The sequence below is a fragment of the Photobacterium panuliri genome, assembly GCF_059920555.1.
This window is the reverse complement of the sequence record NZ_CP197192.1, coordinates 1,458,663-1,476,922: the sequence shown is the minus strand read 5'-3', so window position 1 is coordinate 1,476,922 and position 18,260 is coordinate 1,458,663. Positions and strand designations below refer to the sequence as shown.

General features: G+C 52.9%; 12 protein-coding genes. 4 read left to right on the top strand and 8 right to left on the bottom strand.

Going from position 1 to position 18,260, the window contains the following annotated elements; all coding sequences use genetic code 11:
- Window positions 1–34: 34 nt before the first annotated feature.
- From truA to fabB, 5 genes are all read right to left on the bottom strand, one after another.
- The gene (truA, locus tag ACSF8X_RS07000) at window positions 35–820 is read right to left on the bottom strand and encodes a tRNA pseudouridine(38-40) synthase TruA (protein WP_047880117.1); all 786 of its coding nucleotides are present in this window, start codon (window positions 818–820) and stop codon (window positions 35–37) included.
- Between the two features lie 164 nt (window positions 821–984).
- Entirely contained in the window at window positions 985–5,784 is a 4,800-nt protein-coding gene (locus tag ACSF8X_RS06995) for a FimV/HubP family polar landmark protein (protein WP_500851018.1), read from the bottom strand.
- 323 nt (window positions 5,785–6,107) lie between these two features.
- On the bottom strand, window positions 6,108–7,121 hold the full coding sequence (locus ACSF8X_RS06990) for an aspartate-semialdehyde dehydrogenase (protein ID WP_047880119.1): 1,014 nt from the start codon (window positions 7,119–7,121) through the stop codon (window positions 6,108–6,110).
- The gene (locus ACSF8X_RS06985; RefSeq protein WP_500851017.1) at window positions 7,118–8,296 is read right to left on the bottom strand and encodes a 4-phosphoerythronate dehydrogenase; all 1,179 of its coding nucleotides are present in this window, start codon (window positions 8,294–8,296) and stop codon (window positions 7,118–7,120) included. The genes ACSF8X_RS06990 and ACSF8X_RS06985 overlap by 4 nt, the downstream gene beginning before the upstream one ends.
- Window positions 8,297–8,585: 289 nt before the next feature.
- The gene (gene fabB / locus ACSF8X_RS06980; RefSeq protein WP_047880121.1) at window positions 8,586–9,800 is read right to left on the bottom strand and encodes a beta-ketoacyl-ACP synthase I; all 1,215 of its coding nucleotides are present in this window, start codon (window positions 9,798–9,800) and stop codon (window positions 8,586–8,588) included.
- Window positions 9,801–10,167: 367 nt separating this feature from the next.
- Between fabB and mnmC the strand changes: the two genes are divergently transcribed.
- Window positions 10,168–12,219 (top strand): bifunctional tRNA (5-methylaminomethyl-2-thiouridine)(34)-methyltransferase MnmC2/FAD-dependent 5-carboxymethylaminomethyl-2-thiouridine(34) oxidoreductase MnmC1, encoded by a 2,052-nt coding sequence (gene mnmC / locus ACSF8X_RS06975; RefSeq protein WP_500851016.1) that lies wholly within the window; start codon window positions 10,168–10,170, stop codon window positions 12,217–12,219.
- Window positions 12,220–12,349: 130 nt separating this feature from the next.
- Here mnmC and ACSF8X_RS06970 read toward each other — a convergent pair whose 3' ends face one another.
- Window positions 12,350–12,721, bottom strand: a complete 372-nt coding sequence (locus ACSF8X_RS06970; protein ID WP_500851015.1) for a hypothetical protein — start codon at window positions 12,719–12,721, stop codon at window positions 12,350–12,352.
- Between the two features lie 155 nt (window positions 12,722–12,876).
- On the bottom strand, window positions 12,877–14,328 hold the full coding sequence (locus ACSF8X_RS06965) for an MBL fold metallo-hydrolase RNA specificity domain-containing protein (protein WP_047880124.1): 1,452 nt from the start codon (window positions 14,326–14,328) through the stop codon (window positions 12,877–12,879).
- Window positions 14,329–14,647: 319 nt separating this feature from the next.
- On the opposite strand from ACSF8X_RS06965, the gene wecA reads away from it, so the two are divergent.
- From wecA to ACSF8X_RS06950, 3 genes are all read left to right on the top strand, one after another.
- Entirely contained in the window at window positions 14,648–15,742 is a 1,095-nt protein-coding gene (gene wecA, locus ACSF8X_RS06960) for a UDP-N-acetylglucosamine--undecaprenyl-phosphate N-acetylglucosaminephosphotransferase (RefSeq protein ID WP_047880125.1), read from the top strand.
- Between the two features lie 312 nt (window positions 15,743–16,054).
- A complete protein-coding gene (locus ACSF8X_RS06955; RefSeq protein WP_157037885.1) occupies window positions 16,055–16,213 on the top strand; it encodes a hypothetical protein in 159 nt (52 codons plus the stop codon).
- Between the two features lie 183 nt (window positions 16,214–16,396).
- Window positions 16,397–16,741 (top strand): hypothetical protein, encoded by a 345-nt coding sequence (locus ACSF8X_RS06950; protein ID WP_053062534.1) that lies wholly within the window; start codon window positions 16,397–16,399, stop codon window positions 16,739–16,741.
- A gap of 99 nt (window positions 16,742–16,840) precedes the next feature.
- Here ACSF8X_RS06950 and cysN read toward each other — a convergent pair whose 3' ends face one another.
- Complete coding sequence (cysN, locus tag ACSF8X_RS06945) at window positions 16,841–18,256, bottom strand: sulfate adenylyltransferase subunit CysN (protein WP_047880126.1); 1,416 nt, start codon at window positions 18,254–18,256, stop codon at window positions 16,841–16,843.
- Between the last annotated feature and the right edge of the window lie 4 nt (window positions 18,257–18,260).

The following is an 18,260-nucleotide window of genomic DNA, read 5'->3' as shown; positions in this document are numbered from 1 at the left end:
GTTGAGTTTGGCCGTCCTCCCTGCGGTTTTTTGCTTAATCCGGCAGGAACACAGGGCCAATCGGCGCCTTAGGCAGATCAAACGCTTGAGGGTAATCCACCTCAACCAAATAAAGGCCTTCCGCCTTGGCCGTCGCGCCAGCCAACGTACGATCTTTCTGGGCCAGCAACCACTGGATCCATTCCGGTTTTTCTTCGCCACGCCCCACTTTGATCAGGCTACCGGTAATATTGCGCACCATGTGGTGAACAAAGGCGTTGGCCTTGATGTCGATAATGACATAGTGGCCCTGACGCGTCACATTCAAGTGCATTAGATTACGCCACGGGCTCAATGATTGACAATGCACAGCACGGAAGGATGTGAAGTCATTCTCACCCAAAAGATACTGGCCTGCCTCATGCATCGCTTTTTCATCCAGCTCGCCATGATAATGGCTTACCCCTGAACTAAGGATAGCCGGACGCAATGCATGGTTGTAAATTACATAACGGTAACGGCGAGCCGTGGCACTAAAACGGGCGTGAAACTCGTCATTCACTTCCTTAGCCCAGCGCACAGCAATGTCCTTCGGCAGATGGGCATTGATCCCCATTGTCCACGCAGCCATCTTGCGGTTCACATCAACCTCGAAGTGCACCACCTGACCGGTGCCATGCACGCCCGCATCGGTACGGCCGGCACACTGTACCTCAATCGGCTTATTGGCAATTTTACTGAGGGCTTTTTCCAAGCGCTCTTGCACGCTATCCACATCCCGCTGACGCTGCCAACCGTAGTACTTCGCCCCGTCGTATTCAATACCTAACGCAATTCGCATAATTCACTTCGTTGTTGCTGGGCCTAACGGCCAATGAATGATCAAAGTGAGCGATTATAGGGTTTCTAGGGGCAAAGGGGCAAGGCAGCCCCCCAATACCGTATAAAAAAAGTCCCCAACCCGAACAGGTTGAGGACCTCTATTTTTAGCGACGACTCTTTCAGTTAGCGCAAATGACGCAGGATCTCCTTGGCTTCCTGCTGCAACTTGGCATCCGCCTGCTCGGCGATTTCCTGCAGTAGGCCACGAGCCCCTTCGTTGTCATTCATCTCAAGGTAAGCCTTGGCCAGATCCATCTTGCTTGCGAACTCACCCTGGCTATCAACATCAAATGACGCTACGCCATCTAGCACATCCGGGAACTCATCCAAACCGACATTCAAGTTCAGAGGCTCCTCATCAAGATTCTTCGCCAAGCTCTCATCCTCCTCGTCCAACTCCTTGAGGAGATCATCAATACTGATGTAAGGAGACTGGGATGAACGAGGCAGCTCTGCAACAGACTCATCAAGCAACTCACTGCCCGCTTCGTCGCCACCCACCAACTCAGAATCAGGCAGTTCAGTAACGGCCTCGCTGATTGCAACCTCATGATTAGCGATAATGTCATCCGCCTGCGCCACCGATACCTCGTCTTCGGCAGGCCACTTATCGGCCGTCGAATTATCCATCGCATCAGCAACATCTTCACGGTGCATCTCTGGCTGGGTCGACCAATCCTCACCTTCCAGTAACGGCTCAGGATTGCTTGCCGCCCAAATCGCACTGTCTTCCTGCGACAGCTCATCATCCGACAAGCTCGAGTCCTCGGAGCTCATATCCGACAGCGACCACAGTTCCTCGCGCTCTTGCTCTAGCAGCTCACGGCCATTTTCCTCAAAACCGTGCTCAACCGCTTTAGAATCCGCTTGTGGCAATACTGGCGGCACCTGCAAAGCCGGCTTCTCAGGCTGATGATCAGCCGAGTCTTCAACGGGCTCATTGAGCAGCGCATCCATATCCAGACCCGCTGAATCAATCATCACCTCGTCAAGCCCAGCCTCTTGACGGCCATTACCAGACTGGCCCGAATAACGGTCATTAAACTGAGCGCCACTATCAAGCTGTTTCAGGCCATGCTCAAGCTCATACTGTTCCAGTTCGTTCTGCTCATCGAAAGATGCCTGCAGGGCGTCATCTTCTCCGAACTCCGGCAGACTATTCGGATCCAGCGTCTCGAACTGAATATCCTGGCGACCATGAATCGAATAACTCCCACCAAATTCATTGGCAGAAGCTGCAGGCTCATCGTCACCAGCAGGGGCCTGACTATCCGCAGCAAGATCTTCGCCAGCAATATCGCTATTGCCTTCCTCCTGCTCGGCTAGATTGGCCATCGCCTCCGCCATGACAGCATCGAACGGCATATTGCTTGCTGGCTCAAATTCCGCATCGACAGACGTATCCTCGTCATGCATATCTGGTACCGACGGTGCTCGTTCCACCGCCTCTGCAGCCTGCTGCAACTGCTTGACAATATTGTCCAGCATGACCTGCTCTTCATCGGCCGAAAGCTCTTTAGCCGGTTCAATCTCAAACTCGGCCTCAGGATCGTTCCATGCACTCTCTTCATCGAACTCAGGCAAATCTTCAAGGCTCAACGCCTCCGGGGCAACCGGGGCCGGAGCCTCGCCAGCCAAATCGCTGACCTCTATCGGTGCATGCTCATGGTCAACAGATTCTTGAGCATCCAGATCGGCCAGAGCAGCCTCTTCGTCATAAACAGGGAACGCTTCAGCCGCAAGCGGCGCGTCATGCAGCTCTTCGTTATCAACATCAACGGCGCCCTGCGCTTCGAGTGATTGCAGTAGCTGGTCAACTGTTTGACCTACCCCCTGCTCGCCCTCATCGCTATCTGCTGCGAGATCATCATCGAGAACCTCGTAAGCCTCATCTGCCTCATCTGCCTCGTCAGCAAAATCGGTGCTGGCACTCTCCATAACCGAGGAAGCAGCATCAGCAGCTGGCACATCAATAGCTGGCATATCAATAGCAGGAGCTTCAACCTCTGGCTGAACCGTTTCCTCCGCCATCTCGTCGGTACGATCGTCAACCGGCGCAGCCTCTGCGACATCAGCGTAAGCATCCGTTGCCGGAGCGACATCCATTTCAGCATCTTCAACGCCAGCAAATTGCTCAGCCGTTGACGCAACAAGCATATCCTCGGGCTCTAACGACCGCTCAGGCTCTACTGGTTGCTCAGGTTCAGACTTTCCCAGATGGTCGGCCTCACCCGGAACATGACCACCCTGATCATAAGGCCGACGCTCAGCATGGCGCGCATCTTCAAACAAGGCCTGATCGATATCAGCCGGGCGGCTCGCCGCTTCAGGCTGCACATTTTCAGGCTCCTGTGATTCTGCCTCAAGCTCAGACGGATCCTTTGGGTTGTGTTTTGCCAACACCTCATCGAGCAGCTCCGTGCTATTTTCATCAACTTTGATGTCAGGTGCGTGGAGTTCATCCTCGTCTTCACCCAACACCTCATCTAACAGCTCGACACTGTTCTCTTCAAGGTCGATATCTGAAGAGAGCTCATCTTCGTCTTTTACCAGCTCATCCAGCAGGACAACGCTATTCTCGTCGAACCCATCAAGAACATGCTCATCAAAACCGTTCTCCAGTACATCAACGTCAACCGGCGGCTTGACCAGGCTTATCGGAGCTAGCTCTGGTTTAACGTTTTGCGGCTCGAACGCCATATCGGCAAGGCTATCAATAACCGGCGGCTCAACGGCAACCTCAGGTTCATCAATCGCCACCTGCGGTTCAACCGGAACGGGTTGAGGCTGCAAAATATCGCTACCATCCAGCTCCTCACCCTCATTGAGGCGTGGCGTTTGCGCCAGCAGATTAGTATAAGGCTCCGCCGGCTCTACTTCAGACTGCGACTCAGATCCTTTTTTTTTCTCCTCGCCCTCATCAGCAAGGTCATCGAAACCAAACCCGTCGAGATCGGACGCCGTTGCCTGTGGTAGATCCCACAATGCATCAAGCTCATCTTGGTCTACGCTCCCATTTTTACTCGGCGACTGAGCCAACATCTCGGCATCAGATACCGCTTTATCAACGGCAGCCTGCTGCTTGGCATCATTTTTTTCTTCGAAAATATCTTCATCAAAGCTATCGAAGTTATCAAACAGCGCATCGAGCTCATTTTGATCAACCAAACTATCGGCTACCGGCTCCGTACGGGCCGCTTCTGGGGCAACACGATTCTCCGTCGCAGAACGGTCAACCGCTGGCGTATCCGTTGGTAGGCTGTCAGTCAGCAAATCATCGAGCATGGACTGATCAAGCAAATCATCACGTTCATCATTCTGATCGGAATCAAGCAACAGATCGTCATCATCCAAGGTCAGGTCGAAGCTGTCCTCTTCGTCATTGCCGCTCAGTGACTTTTCCCACATCGCCGCCAGATCGGCATCGGAAGACGAATCCACCTTCTGATCCAGCTCGTCCAGCGCACGCTCCATGTCTTCCAGGCCAATCGCCTTCTCGTCACCTTTGACCGAAATGCTGCTCGGGCCAAGGCCGTTGCCCACGGAATAATCGTCCAAATCGAGAGAATCATTCGATGTGCCGAACAGGCTATCGTTATTATCATCGAACAGCGCATCCTCTGACTTGAACAAATCATCCAAATCCGGCTCAGGCGCATCCGGCTTGGATTCCATGTCCAAATCCATCTCCGGTACCGAGCTGCCCAAATCAGGGGAGGAAGGCGATTCCGGCCCCTTATCGGGATCCGTTAACAGCTCATCATCCTCTTCATTTTTACGGCGTCTCATAAAGAAGATACCCGCAGCGACAATCAGACCGCTCGGCACCAGCATCATCGCCAACAATGCCAGCGGGTTGGAGATCAAATTGTCAAAAAAGCCTGGCTCCGGGATGGGTGCTAGCTTAGGCTGGTTTGGCTGCTGCGCTGCCTGCTGACCCTTTTGCTGATCAATAAAATCTTTAATTTGACCGCGTAGTTGCTCATCAGCAGTGATCTGGGTTTTAAGTGCGGCAACTTCGTGTTGCATTTCTGCCAGACGAACTCGCAGCAAATGATTGCTTTCCAGCAGTTTGTTCATTTGCTCGTCGGAGGCATCCAACTGCGCCTGCAGAAGATCTGGCTTGATCGAATTGGTGCCGCCATCGCCCGCCGGGCTCTTGGCCGCTTGCGAAGCCGCAGACGGCAGAGCCGTACTTGACAGGGCTGAAGTTGGCTTGGCAGGCGGTGTCTCGGTGTTATTGTCTGCGGGTTTCTTGTCCGCTTTCTTGTCCGTATTCACCACGGGCTTAGCCGGGGCATCGTCCTTCTTGTCTGCCGCCGCAGATTTGACCTCTGGCTTAACCGGGCTTACGGCAACCTTTTTCGGGGCTTTGGCCTCTTCTACCGGCTTAGGTGCTGGCTTCGGCGCAGGCTTCTGAGACGAGGCCGTACGCTGTGACGACGCACCCGAGGCTGCAGGGTGCTTGTCCCTTTCCAACTGGCGCTTGACCAAATCCGTACTCTCACGGCTGATTTGCTCAGGCGTAGGGATCACCAGCACGCTGCCAGGCTGCAAACCGTGAATATTGTTGCCTTCAAAAGCCTGAGGGTTCAAACGATAGATTGCACCAATCACTTGGTAAACAGAATGATTGGTAGTAGGACGGTAACGCGAGGCGATCGACCACAGGGTTTCCTGCTGTGTGGTCGGCCCGTAACGGTTATTGGCCGATGGAACTGTATTCTGGCTACTGCGGACAGCTGATACAGCAGAAACCGTCGGAGAAACCACAGGAGAAACCGTACGTTCAACGGGCAGCGCTTCATCTGCAGGACCAAGAATACGGATAGTATTTGCGTAAACTGGGAGATGAATGGCGGAGGCGGTAAATACTACCGGAATAACGAGACGTTTTATCATCTTATTAGAAAAATCAGACACTGCCTGCTGTCCTCTTTGGCAGGAATTAATGCTTTGATCTCAGGGTACAAACACCCGATATTGATCATATAGATACCCAAGCGGCCTCAAAATGCGTGTTTTCACGAAAAGGGAGTGACCTTCAACCAAGGTACAGGGTAGTTGGTATCTTGAGTTTACTTACGGCTATATCATACTAGATTACTCACTATCGGCCTACGGCAAACAAACTTGAAGGCGAGAATGTGAGCATGGTTCGGAATTAATGGCGATTCTGCAACCAATAGTATAAAAAAGGCTCTCAAATCCAATAACTTGAGAGCCTATGAGAGATTATTTAGCCGTTAAAGATAATCAGCAATCAACGTTTCGGCGATCTGTACGCTGTTTGTCGCCGCGCCCTTGCGCACATTGTCAGCAACAACCCACATATTCAGGCCACACGGATGGCTGATGTCTTCGCGGATACGGGAAACCATAACGTGATCTTTGCCTGTCGCATCGCCTACCTGAGTCGGGTAGTCGTTACCGTGGAAGACCTCGATACCTTCGGCATTTTCCATCAGTGAAATGACTTCTTCGATATTCACCGGCTGGCATGTCTCAACATGTACCGCCTCGGCATGGCCGTAGAATACCGGCACGCGAACACATGTCGGGTTCACGCGGATGTTATCGTCGCCCAGAATCTTCTGGGTTTCCCATACCATCTTCATTTCTTCTTTGGTGTAGCCGTTGTCCATGAACTGGTCAATGTGTGGCAGGCAGTTGAAAGCAATCTGCTTGTCGTACACATTGGTTTCGGCAGGAAGGCCATTAAGCAGCTTAGCCGTTTGGCCCGCTAGCTCGTCAACGCCCTTACGGCCCGAGCCAGATACTGACTGGTAGGTCGCCACGTTGATACGCTCGATACCATAAGCATCGTGGATCGGCTTAAGCGCCACCAGCATCTGGATAGTCGAGCAGTTAGGGTTGGCAATAATGTTACGGTTACGGTATTCGGCCAGTGCGTGCGGGTTCACCTCAGGCACAACCAACGGAATATCGTATTCGTAGCGGAAACGGGAAGTGTTGTCGATCACTATCACGCCCTGATCGGCCGCGATTGGCGCCCAACGGTCAGACGCTTCTGCACCGGCAGAGAAAATGGCAAGCTGCACCTGACCCCAATCGAAATCCTCGACATTGGTAACACGTACACTCTTACCCTTGAAGCGCAGGGTTTTGCCCGCGCTGCGCTCAGATGCTAGCAGATAGAGATTGCGAACAGGAAAATTGCGCTCCTCAAGTACTTCGACAATTGTCTCACCAACGGCACCAGTGGCACCTAGAACGGCAATATCAAATTCCTGGCTCATGGCCTTTCCTCTACAGTAAAACCTAAATTAGCCAGCGACTCTACCCCAAAAAGGGCCTCGCCCGCTACTGTAATCGCACTATATTCACGGCGATCCCAATAATTTTTCCGCATCCGGTCAAATGCGGCGGCCATTTGCGGAGTACCCTGCTCCGTTGCGCCCATTTCACGGCGGAACACGCCATCGTCACGGCGCACGTCATACACCAACTGGGTTAGACTGAACAGGCTCGCCTCGTCCCATTGCTGGCTCAGTACAATCTGCGGGATTGGCGCCACAGGCAGCAAGCTAGACGCTTCAACCTGCTGGTCGTCATCAAGACCGAGAAATTGGCAAAACGCATTGAATACCATCGTTGTACCGCGCGCCTTGCCCTCAAGGCCATAACCCGCCACATGCGGCGTGGCAAAAGCAAGCAACGGCAATAGCGTCAAATCAACCTGCGGCTCGTGCTCGAACACATCCAATACCGCCGTCAGCATTTTCCCAGAGCCAGACTGGCTGGCCTGCAACGCCGTTTTCAGGGCTGAGTTATCCACCACCGGGCCACGAGCGGCATTGATCAAGATCGCCCCCGGCTTCATGGCCGCCATAAACGCGCTGTCGACCAAATGGTAGGTTGGGTAGGCTCCATCACGGGTAATAGGTGTATGGAGGGTGATCACGTCACACTCGGCCTTGATCTGCTCAAGGGAATGGAAAGTACGGGGATCACCGGCCTGCTCCTTGAACGGGTCATTGAGCAAATAGCGGATACCCAGCGCATCGAGGCACTTGGCCAAGTAGCTACCCACATTGCCCGCACCAACGATACCCACGGTTTTGTCGAAAATCGAAAAGCCCTGCTGCTGGCCAAGTACCATCAGGCTGCTGAGTACATACTCGGCGACCCCCACCTTGTTGCAGCCCGGTGCCGCCGTAAAAGCAATCCCCTTTTGCGCCAGCAATACGTCATCAACATGATCCTGTCCGGCAGTTGCAGTACCAACGAACTTGAGCACATTGGCCTTGCTGATCAACTCGGCATTGACCTTGGTCACCGAGCGGATCATCAGGGCGTCGATATCCACCAAATCATCGGCGCTCAGGGTTCGCCCCGGCTTGCTGATGACCTCGCCAAGCTGGCCAAATAACGCTGCCGCATAGGGCATGTTCTCATCAATGAGGATCTTCATGGAGTGTCCTTGGGTTACTGATATTTGGGATAGTATTATATCCCAAATATAAAAAAGCCCGGCACATGGCCGGGCAAAACATCCAGGTATGAAAACACAAGCTGCGTCATAGACAGGTCCCGCAAAAGTCCATACTATGCCAGAGCGTGTGCCGCGTCTGTCTATTTTGGCACCGGCCTAGGATGCCGAGCTCAACACATCCCCGCTAAAGGCTGTTAGGCTGGCTCCTTTGCCGGTGCCGATCCTGGATAATGACAAAAGTTAGTATTATTCGCGTGTCGACGGCCGATTAGCCTTCGAACTTCTTGATAACCAATGTCGCGTTAGTGCCACCGAAACCGAAGCTGTTCGACATTACAGTCTTCAATTCCTGATCGCGTTTCTCAGTAACAATGTCCAAACCTTCAGCAGCCGCATCCAAATTCACGATATTGATACTTGGTGCAATGAAGTTGTTGTCCAGCATTAGCGTTGAGTAAATCGCCTCGTGAACACCTGCCGCACCCAGTGCGTGGCCCGTCATCGCCTTGGTCGCAGAAATCGCAGGGCTGTTCTCGCCGAACAACTCTTGGATCGCGCCCAGCTCTTTCAGGTCGCCAACCGGCGTAGATGTACCGTGGGTATTGATGTAGTCAACCGGTGCATCCAGATCCTGCATCGCCATCTTCATACAGCGCACCGCACCTTCGCCCGAAGGGGCAACCATGTCGTAGCCGTCAGATGTCGCGCCGTAACCCACGATTTCACCGTAGATTTTCGCGCCGCGCGCCAATGCGTGCTCAAGCTCTTCGATAACCAGCATGCCGCCGCCACCAGAGATAACGAAACCGTCACGATCAGCATCGTAAGTACGAGATGCCTGCTCAGGAGTTTCGTTGTACTTGGTAGACAACGCGCCCATCGCATCAAACATCATGGTCATTGACCAATCAAGCTCTTCACCGCCACCTGCAAACATGACGTCCTGTTTGCCTAGCTGGATAAGTTCAACCGCATGGCCGATACAGTGAGCAGATGTCGCACACGCAGAGCTCATCGAGTAGTTCACGCCACGGATCTTAAACGGTGTAGCCAAACAAGCCGAAACCGTTGAAGACATCGTACGCGGTACCATGTAAGGACCTACACGCTTCACGCCTTTTTCGCGCATAGTATCAGTCGCAACAACCTGGTTAAGCGCAGAAGCGCCGCCCGAACCGGCTACAAGGCCAGTACGATCGTTGGAAACTTGGTCTTCAGACAAGCCCGCATCGGCAATGGCCTGCTCCATAGAAAGGTAAGCGTACGCAGCCGCATCACCCATAAAGCGCATTTTCTTACGGTCAATGTGCTCAGACGGTGTGATTTTCAGATCGCCCCACACATTGCTGCGCAGATTCTTCTCAGCAAACTGCTCAGAAAAAGTAATACCGGACTTACCCGCTTTCAGAGACTCCAGCACTTCTTCCACGTTGTTACCAATGCTGGACACAATACCCATGCCAGTAATTACGGCTCGTTTCATGATGTATTCCTACTGTCTGTTATACCCAAGTCATCTCAGTATGGACGGCAACGGCTGCCTGCAAAGGCCACTCTGCGCCAACTTGGGTATAACGTGGATGTTCACTTATCATTATCGCGTAAAATATACCGTGCCGACCTGATAAATTCACCATCAGGGCCAACGGCAGAAGCGGCTACTTACGCCAAGACATTCTTTTTGCTAAGTGGATAATAACGGCTTTAGCCCGCAAAAGTGGTCAGCTTTCCTTTTGATCGGGTACAATCCCCGCCCAACAGGGTGTTCACTGGGTGTTTTGTACACAAAACCCGCTCGCCAACGAATACCATTGGCACACTAACCACTTGCAACAATGAGGTTTCTTCCCTTGTCAGATTCAGCCAAACCGTCAACTACAACCAGTCGTACCCGTATCGAAAACGCGGTACTGGACTGGAACGATGCCGGCACACCGGTTTCCAACGACTTTGATGATGTGTATTTCTCCAACACCAATGGCCTCGAAGAAACCCGCTATGTATTTCTCAAGCAGAACGGATTGCCCGAACGCTGGGAACAAAGCGAGCACCGCCGCTTTGTCGTGGCCGAAACCGGCTTCGGAACCGGCCTAAACTTTCTGGCGGTGTGGCAGTGGTTCAAGGCATTCCGGGCTGCAAACCCCGATGCCCCCCTGCGCGAGCTGCACTTTATCAGCTTCGAAAAGTTTCCCGTCACCCTGACCGATCTGGTCAAGGCGCATGAGTCATGGCCGGAGTTGGCCGACTTGGCCAGCCAGCTCCACGCCCATTATCCACCAGCCGTTGCCGACTGCCACCGTATTGTACTCGAAGATGGCCTGATTACCCTAGACTTGTGGTTCGGTGATATCAAAGACTGTATGCCGCAGGTATGGACCGGCGACGACGGCATCGTTGATGCCTGGTTCCTTGACGGCTTTGCCCCGAGCAAGAACCCTGAAATGTGGAGCCAGAGCCTGTTCGACGGCATGGCCAAACTGGCCCGCCAAGGCAGCACGGTTGCCACCTTTACCGCTGCGGGCTTTGTCCGCCGAGGCCTGCTCGATGCCGGCTTCAAGATGTGGAAAGTCAAAGGCTTCGGCAAAAAGCGGGAAATGATCGCGGGCAGCCTGAGCGAGCGCCACACCCCGGCCAACACCAAGCCGTGGTATCACCGCAAGGCGGCTTCGCGACAAGATGGCAATGCTATCGCCATCATCGGTGGCGGTATCGCCTCGGCCACTACCGCATTGGCACTGGCTCGCCGAGGCGTTGCAACCACCCTGTACTGCCGTGACGGCCAGCTCGCAGAAGGTGCATCCGGCAACCGACAGGGAGCGGTATACCCGCTGCTTAACGGATCCAACGATGCTCTGTCGCGCTTCTTCGCTCCGGCCTTCCTCTATGCCCGCCAGTTTGTCGAGCAAGCGGCCGAAAAAGCCAACTTCGCCCACGGCTGGAGCGGCGTAACCCAATTGGCATGGGACGACAACACCACCAGCAAGCTCGCCAAAATGATGAGCGGCGGCTTCCCAGACGCACTGATCCGCGAGCTAGACAACGAGCAAACCCAAGCCGTAACGGGCGTGGCAACCGGCCATGCCAGCGTCAACTACCCGCTTGGCGGCTGGCTGTGCCCACAAGAGCTAACCCGAGAGCTACTGGCAATGGCCGAACAATGTGGTTCGCTCACCATCAAGACCGGGTGCGATATCACCACCCTTGAGCACAACAGCCAGACAAACCAGTGGCAACTAGGCGACAGCGAGGGCAACCATTACAGCCACGAGTGCGTGATTGTTGCCAACGGCCACCGTTTTGCCGACTACCCGCAAACCCAGCCGATCCCTGCCTACTCGGTGCGCGGCCAAGTCAGCCATATCCCGACCAACCCATCGCTGGGCGAGCTGAAAACCGTACTCTGCTATGACGGCTACCTGACGCCGGTCAATGCCAGCGGCGAGAGCCACTGCATCGGTGCCAGCTACCGCCGTGGCAGCACCGAACTGGACTTCAGCGAAAGCGAACATGCCGATAACAAACAACGTCTGGTTGATTGCCTGCCGCAAGCCGACTGGCCTGCCGCCATTGATATGTCAGCCAACCAAGCTCGCGTCGGAATCCGCTGTGCCAGCCGTGATCACCTACCGTTTGTCGGCGACGTGTGCCGCTACGACGACCTGCTGCGCCAGTACGACAACCTTAAAAATGAACAGGACAACGCAGAACGCGTGCCGACCTACCCGAACCTCTATGCCATGATCGGCCTTGGTTCACGCGGCCTGAGCTCAGCCCCACTGCTTGGCGAGCTACTGGCATCGCAGATCTGCGGTGATCCACTACCGCTGCCTGTCAGCGTACTGGAGGCTTTGCATCCGGGTCGGATGTGGGTGCGCAAGCTGGTCAAAGGCAAGCAGCTCTAAGGCTCTTTGTCGATCGCCGTTCAGGCAAGTTCATAAACAACAAAGCCCCCGACATTGGGAAATGCCGGGGGCTTTGTTTTCGCTGCCTGTCTTTCTTTTATCTTCTATTTTATCTCGGCCGGAGTGCCATCTACTCGGCCTCTGCCGTTACCGGTGGGGCATTGTCGTCATCACCGCCGGTATCAGAGACCGCAACCGCGATAACAACCGCTGCTGCCCCCAACGCCAACACGGTGGCCGTGATCCCCCCGGCCGATGCGGCAAATGCAGTGTCGATCCCCGCCGCCTTGCCGGTTGCCTCTACCTCAGCACTGGCTTGGGCCGCTGCCGACTGGGCATTTGCTTGCGTTGTTTGCTGAACTGCCGAGCGCGACGACGATGCGGTTGACGACGAAGGCACCGAGGACGAAGCTGCTTGGGCTGGCTGCCCCGATTCCGCCGCAACAGCCGTGAAACAGATCAAACTGGCAAATGCCATTACCACCAATGATTTAAACATCATGGTTCCCCTTCTAACATTACCAAACCCATTATTATTAATATGTCTGTAATTATAGATGGAGAACCAAATCCGCCGTCTCAGTTATGAGCCTAGCCCGTGAGACACCCGACGTCTCACCGTACATCAAGTGTACCTGTCTGATCGCCCGCCCAATATCAGCTGGTCAAAGATACCGGCTTATCGATATTAGCCGTTACCACTACTTCACTATCAGGCTTCACTCGGCGCAATTGAGCGGCAAAGGCCTGCTGGGCCGGAGCATCCCCGTGCACAACCCTTATCTGCTCCGGCCCTACCTCTATTCCCTCGACAAATTTCAGCAAATCAGCCTGATCCGCATGAGCTGAATAACCGGAAATCTGATGGATCTTCGCCTTCACCGGTATGTTTTCGCGCTGGATGTCGATCTCAGCAGGTTCCTCCAGCAAAGCTCTTCCGGTCGTCCCCCATGCCTGATAACCGATGAACACCACATCTGTACGGGGATCGGGCAACAGCGCCTTGAGATAATTGACAATCCGTCCCCCTTCGCACATCCCGCTGGCGGCAATGACCACCGCAGGCTCTCCGCTCTGGCGCAAGCGGTTGACCAGCTTAATATGTTCTTCGTGGCTCTCGATAGACACGCACTGCGAAAAAGAAAGCGGATAATGCCCTTTTAACACCCTGTGCTTCGCTTCTTTGGCCCATAGACGCTGGAACACCTCATACTGCTCGGTAATTTTTCCGGCTAATGGCGAATCCAAAATAATCGGCAATGTTGACCAGTTAAAATTGCCAACTGCCCGCCCGGCGCTCTTGCCCCGGCCTTTTCTGCCGTCCCATTTCTGGTTTTCTGCATCAGCCTCTGCCTTGGCAGCGACCTCGCTCAAAATCATCTCAATATCAAACAGCAGCTCTTGGGTTCGACCGACACTGAACGACGGGATCAGGATCGACCCACCATCAACTAACGACTTGGCAATCACCTCCGCCAAGCGGCAGCTCCGCTCAGTCACATTGTCATGCAACCGATCACCATAGGTGCTTTCTATCACCAGGGTATCGGCACGCTGCGGAGGAACCGGATCGACCAGCAACGGCGTGTCACATGGGCCGAGATCGCCAGAAAAGACCACCACCTTGCCATCAGCCAGCTCCAATTCGATATATGCAGAGCCGAGGATATGGCCCGCCTGACGGAAGCAGGCCTTCACCCGCCCACCATCGGCCAGTGTCACCACCGCCTGGCAGTTGAACGGTACCGGGCGCAGCAAGGAGCTGACCAAATTAATAAACGTACTGCGCTGCTCCTTGCCCAGCTTCAGCTGAATCTTCAGGGCATCGTCAAGCATTAGAGGCAGCAAGGCGGCGGTTGCCTCGCTGGCGTAAATCGGACGGCGGAATCCCGCTGCCAATAGCCAAGGAATGCGGCCAACATGATCGATGTGGCAATGGGTCAGTAACAGGGCGTCGATGTGATCTACCGGAAACTCTATATCCAATGACCCATTTTTTTCATCACCCTGAAACAAGCCACAATCGATAAGAATGCCGCGTTGCTGAATGCGTAACTCGTGACAGGATCCCGTGACACCCGAGTGGGCGCCATGATGAATGATTTGCATGGTTTCACCTTCAAGAAATATACCGAGCGATAATGGCAAAACTCCCCGCAGGCAAAAGCCTGATGGGGTATTCTCCCGACTCACTTCACGAAAAAAAGAATGAATAATCCCTGTGGTTCATTCATGAGGGATTAACGTAACACAACGCCCAAACTTGAAAGTCAAAAAAATGACTACACTTAAATCATAAGGGCAGCAACAAAGCAGTATTCAATGTGTGAATTTTGTCTAGCCTTTGAATTCTTTTGAATGTATGACTTTTTCGATCTATGCAACCAGTATAACATTTACAAAACCAAAGCCTTGATAAGGAAGATCAATGGAAAGTCAGCTTTACTTCGTCTTTTTGGCGTCATTTTGCGCACTCTATGTGCTCTGGCACATGGCGAAGAAAATACAGCTTGTCGATACCCCCAACGAACGTAAACATCATCAGGGGGTGATACCGCTAATCGGTGGCTTATCCATTTTTGCCAGCGTCGCTACCTGCGTGCTAACTTCCCCATTAAATACTATTGATTCAAATATTTATTTAATACTATCGAGCATACTCGTCCTCGTTGGGGCGGTCGATGACAAGCTTGATATTAGCGTGAAATTCCGGATCGCCGTCCAAGTCGCGGTGTCATTTAGCCTGATTATCGTCAGTGATTTGAAATTGGCCCAACTGGGTAATATTTTCGGATTTGGCGATATTACCTTATCTAATGCACTTAGCTATGCCATCACCGTTCTTGCCGTAGCCGGTGCTATCAATGCTTTCAATATGGTGGATGGTATAGACGGACTACTCGGTGGTTTGTCTGTAATAAGTTTCGCCGCACTTGGCTTTTTATTCATGCTTGCAGGCAACACAGATTTGTTTTCTTTCTGTCAAATTATTGTCATTGCCACCATCCCCTACCTAATGCTCAACCTCGGTTTTCCCTTTGGCAAACAATGGAAAATATTCATGGGCGATGCAGGCAGTGTCTTCATCGGATTCACTGTGGTGTGGCTACTACTGCACGGCACGCAATCAGAGCAGGCCAGCTTCAAACCCGTCACCGCGTTGTGGGTTATCGCCCTACCGCTGATGGACATGGCAACGATTATGATCCGCCGTCTGCGCAAGAAGCAGTCCCCCTTCAAGCCTGACCGCGAACACCTGCACCATATCTGCCAGCGCCTCGGCATGTCGCCGACCATGACCTTGTGCATGATCTGCCTGTTTGCCGCCAGCCTTGCTCTTATCGGGATCATTGGCGAAATAAACGGGGTTGCCGATTACGTCATGTTTGCCGGTTTCATGGCAACCTTCGCCCTTTACTACACTACCATTTGTTATATCTGGCGGATCACCGCGCTTATCCGCCGACTTCAAGCCAGCATCATGCCTCGCTTCTACTCTAAGATGGACAACATCAAAAAATAAGCCCAGCCCTCGCCTCTTCAGCCTCGCCTTATGCTGCTGACAATAACGGGTCAGCGGCTACGGTTAGGCTGTTTGCCAATTTACCCGCATCACTATTTTTCGCTGCAACAAAGCGCTTCACGACGACTCAGCTGCAAGCATCACCACAAAATTGTGTCACATTTATGCAACACCTGCATAATTGCCACGCCAGGCAGTACATTGGCTACCTATAATCAATTTACACAGCGGCTTTCACAATTGGCGCATCAAAAATGCCGAGGTCAAAGATCGCTAAGGGACAGCAAAATCGCTCATTATCAGGAGGTACTCATGCACACAAAGGCTCACTTTGGCAACCTTGCCCAGCAGCTCCTGAATTACGTTTTATGGTTCGCCGTAAAATTCAGTTGTTTCCTTGATGAACTTGAAAAATATGACCAAATGGCCAAATCCATTCGTCGTGAAGACCGTCGCAACAGCTATCGCTGATCGATCTGCAACAACCGCAATTCTCGTTCTCCGCCCTATCGGCCTCACCAAACAGGCGGCAAATTCGTCACATGTATTACCTTGTAGGTGCCAGATTATATTTGTGACAAGTGGCAACCTTTTACGCAAATTAATGCAACAAATACTACACTATCGTTAGAAGGAAAAAGCAGACCTAAGGAGATGATGGTGAGAATAAGCAACGTACTTGGATTGGCCATCGCGATGACCGTCAGTGGCTGCGGTGCTACCTTTGATGATCATGCCGATGACTACGTCAATCTCGGCTTCGACCTCTGCGGATCAACGGCCAAGGTACATACCTTCGCCCGAAGCAAAAACGGCAGAATGCGGATTTCATGCGACGACAACCGCTACTTCCTGCTGCATAACCACGATACCCTCGCCTATGCCAACGAGCTAAACGGGGTGTACTGCCTCGGCAAAGGCTTCTCGACATTTCGGGAGCGCCATAACGCCTATTCATTTGAATGCCTTGACCGTAAGCGTTTCCATATCCCCAAATAACCCGAATCCCTCCCTGCGTTCATAAAAAAACCTACCGGCTAGCGGTAGGTTTTTACTGTGACGCTCATCGTATGCGGCTCACCGAGAGCCTCTCACGCATTAAACGGCCTTGCAGTCCCATTCAGGGAAATGGGTGCGAATATACAGGTTAAGCGCTTTCTCTGCTTCAGTGTAGACTCGCTCCTCGGCCTTAGTATCCCCAACCGCATCGGTAGATTTCACCATACCAGCACCCACCGTCACGTTGGTCATCTTGTCGATGATAATAAACGAACCGGTCTTCGGCAGGGCCGTATAGCTATCCAGCGGCACAGGCTCGGACAACACTACACTGGCCAACGAGATTTCATTGAGCTCCTGAGTCGTGGCATTGTGTTCATGCTCAACCAAATTGTTGACATCGAGCTTATGGAGGATTTGCGTCAGCTTGCCGCTGCACGTCTTGGTGGCGAACTTAAAGCCGTAATCGCGGTTGATCTTCAGCTTGTCCTCGTCCATCCACACCACATTGGCAACAAACTTGTTGGTGCAAACCGGCTGGTTCTCAGGATGAACCAGCATATCGCCACGAGAAATATCAATCTCATCGTCCAGTGTCAGGGTAATAGCCATACCTGACTGCGCCTTGAGCAAATTGCCATCATAGGTGTAAATCGACTTCACAGTCGAACGCTTCCCTGACGGCAAGGCCAGCACTTCATCACCGACATGGATCGTCCCCGATGCCAGCGTGCCGCAGTAACCGCGAAAATCCAAATTCGGGCGATTGACGTACTGGACAGGGAAACGCATGGTTTCGAGATCCTTGTCCTTGTCGATCTTGACCGTTTCCAGCAGCTTCATCAGCGGCGCGCCTGGATACCAGTCCATATGCTCGCTAGGCTTCACCACGTTGTCGCCTTTCAGGGCCGAAATAGGCACAAAGCGAATATCGTTGATCGCAAAGTGCTTGGCCATCTCGCGGTAGTCATCTTTGATTTTCTGGTAGACATCGTGGTCGTAATCGACCAAATCCATCTTGTTGATCGCCACGATAACGTGCTTGATCCCCAGCAGGCTGCAAATGAAGCTGTGGCGTCGGGTCTGGGTCTGAATTCCGTGGCGGGCATCGACTATCACAATCGCCAAATCACAGGTCGACGCACCAGTGGCCATATTGCGGGTATACTGCTCGTGCCCCGGAGTATCGGCAATAATGAACTTGCGCTTGTCGGTCGAAAAATAACGGTAGGCCACATCGATGGTGATCCCCTGCTCGCGCTCCGACTGCAAGCCATCCACCAGCAAGGCCAGATCAAAGGCTTCGTTGGTGGTATTGAACTTCTGCGAATCTTTCTCGATAGCCGCCATCTGATCTTCATAGATCAACTTGCTGTCATACAGCAGACGACCAATCAGCGTTGACTTCCCGTCATCAACACTGCCGCACGTCAGGAATCGGAGCAAATCCTTGTTCTCATGAACCTTAAGATAGGCTTCGATATCGGATCGAATGAGCTCTGATGAATGTGACATAGCT

Coding starts and splice junctions, on each gene's coding strand:
- ACSF8X_RS06965 (WP_047880124.1), bottom strand. CDS start 14,328: ATGCAAATCATTCATCATGGCGCCCACTCGGGTGTCACGGGATCCTGT.
- ACSF8X_RS06950 (WP_053062534.1), top strand. CDS start 16,397: ATGATGGTGAGAATAAGCAACGTACTTGGATTGGCCATCGCGATGACC.
- ACSF8X_RS06990 (WP_047880119.1), bottom strand. CDS start 7,121: ATGAGCCAGGAATTTGATATTGCCGTTCTAGGTGCCACTGGTGCCGTT.
- fabB (WP_047880121.1), bottom strand. CDS start 9,800: ATGAAACGAGCCGTAATTACTGGCATGGGTATTGTGTCCAGCATTGGT.
- ACSF8X_RS06985 (WP_500851017.1), bottom strand. CDS start 8,296: ATGAAGATCCTCATTGATGAGAACATGCCCTATGCGGCAGCGTTATTT.
- truA (WP_047880117.1), bottom strand. CDS start 820: ATGCGAATTGCGTTAGGTATTGAATACGACGGGGCGAAGTACTACGGT.
- wecA (WP_047880125.1), top strand. CDS start 14,648: ATGGAAAGTCAGCTTTACTTCGTCTTTTTGGCGTCATTTTGCGCACTC.
- ACSF8X_RS06970 (WP_500851015.1), bottom strand. CDS start 12,721: ATGATGTTTAAATCATTGGTGGTAATGGCATTTGCCAGTTTGATCTGT.
- ACSF8X_RS06955 (WP_157037885.1), top strand. CDS start 16,055: ATGCACACAAAGGCTCACTTTGGCAACCTTGCCCAGCAGCTCCTGAAT.
- cysN (WP_047880126.1), bottom strand. CDS start 18,256: ATGTCACATTCATCAGAGCTCATTCGATCCGATATCGAAGCCTATCTT.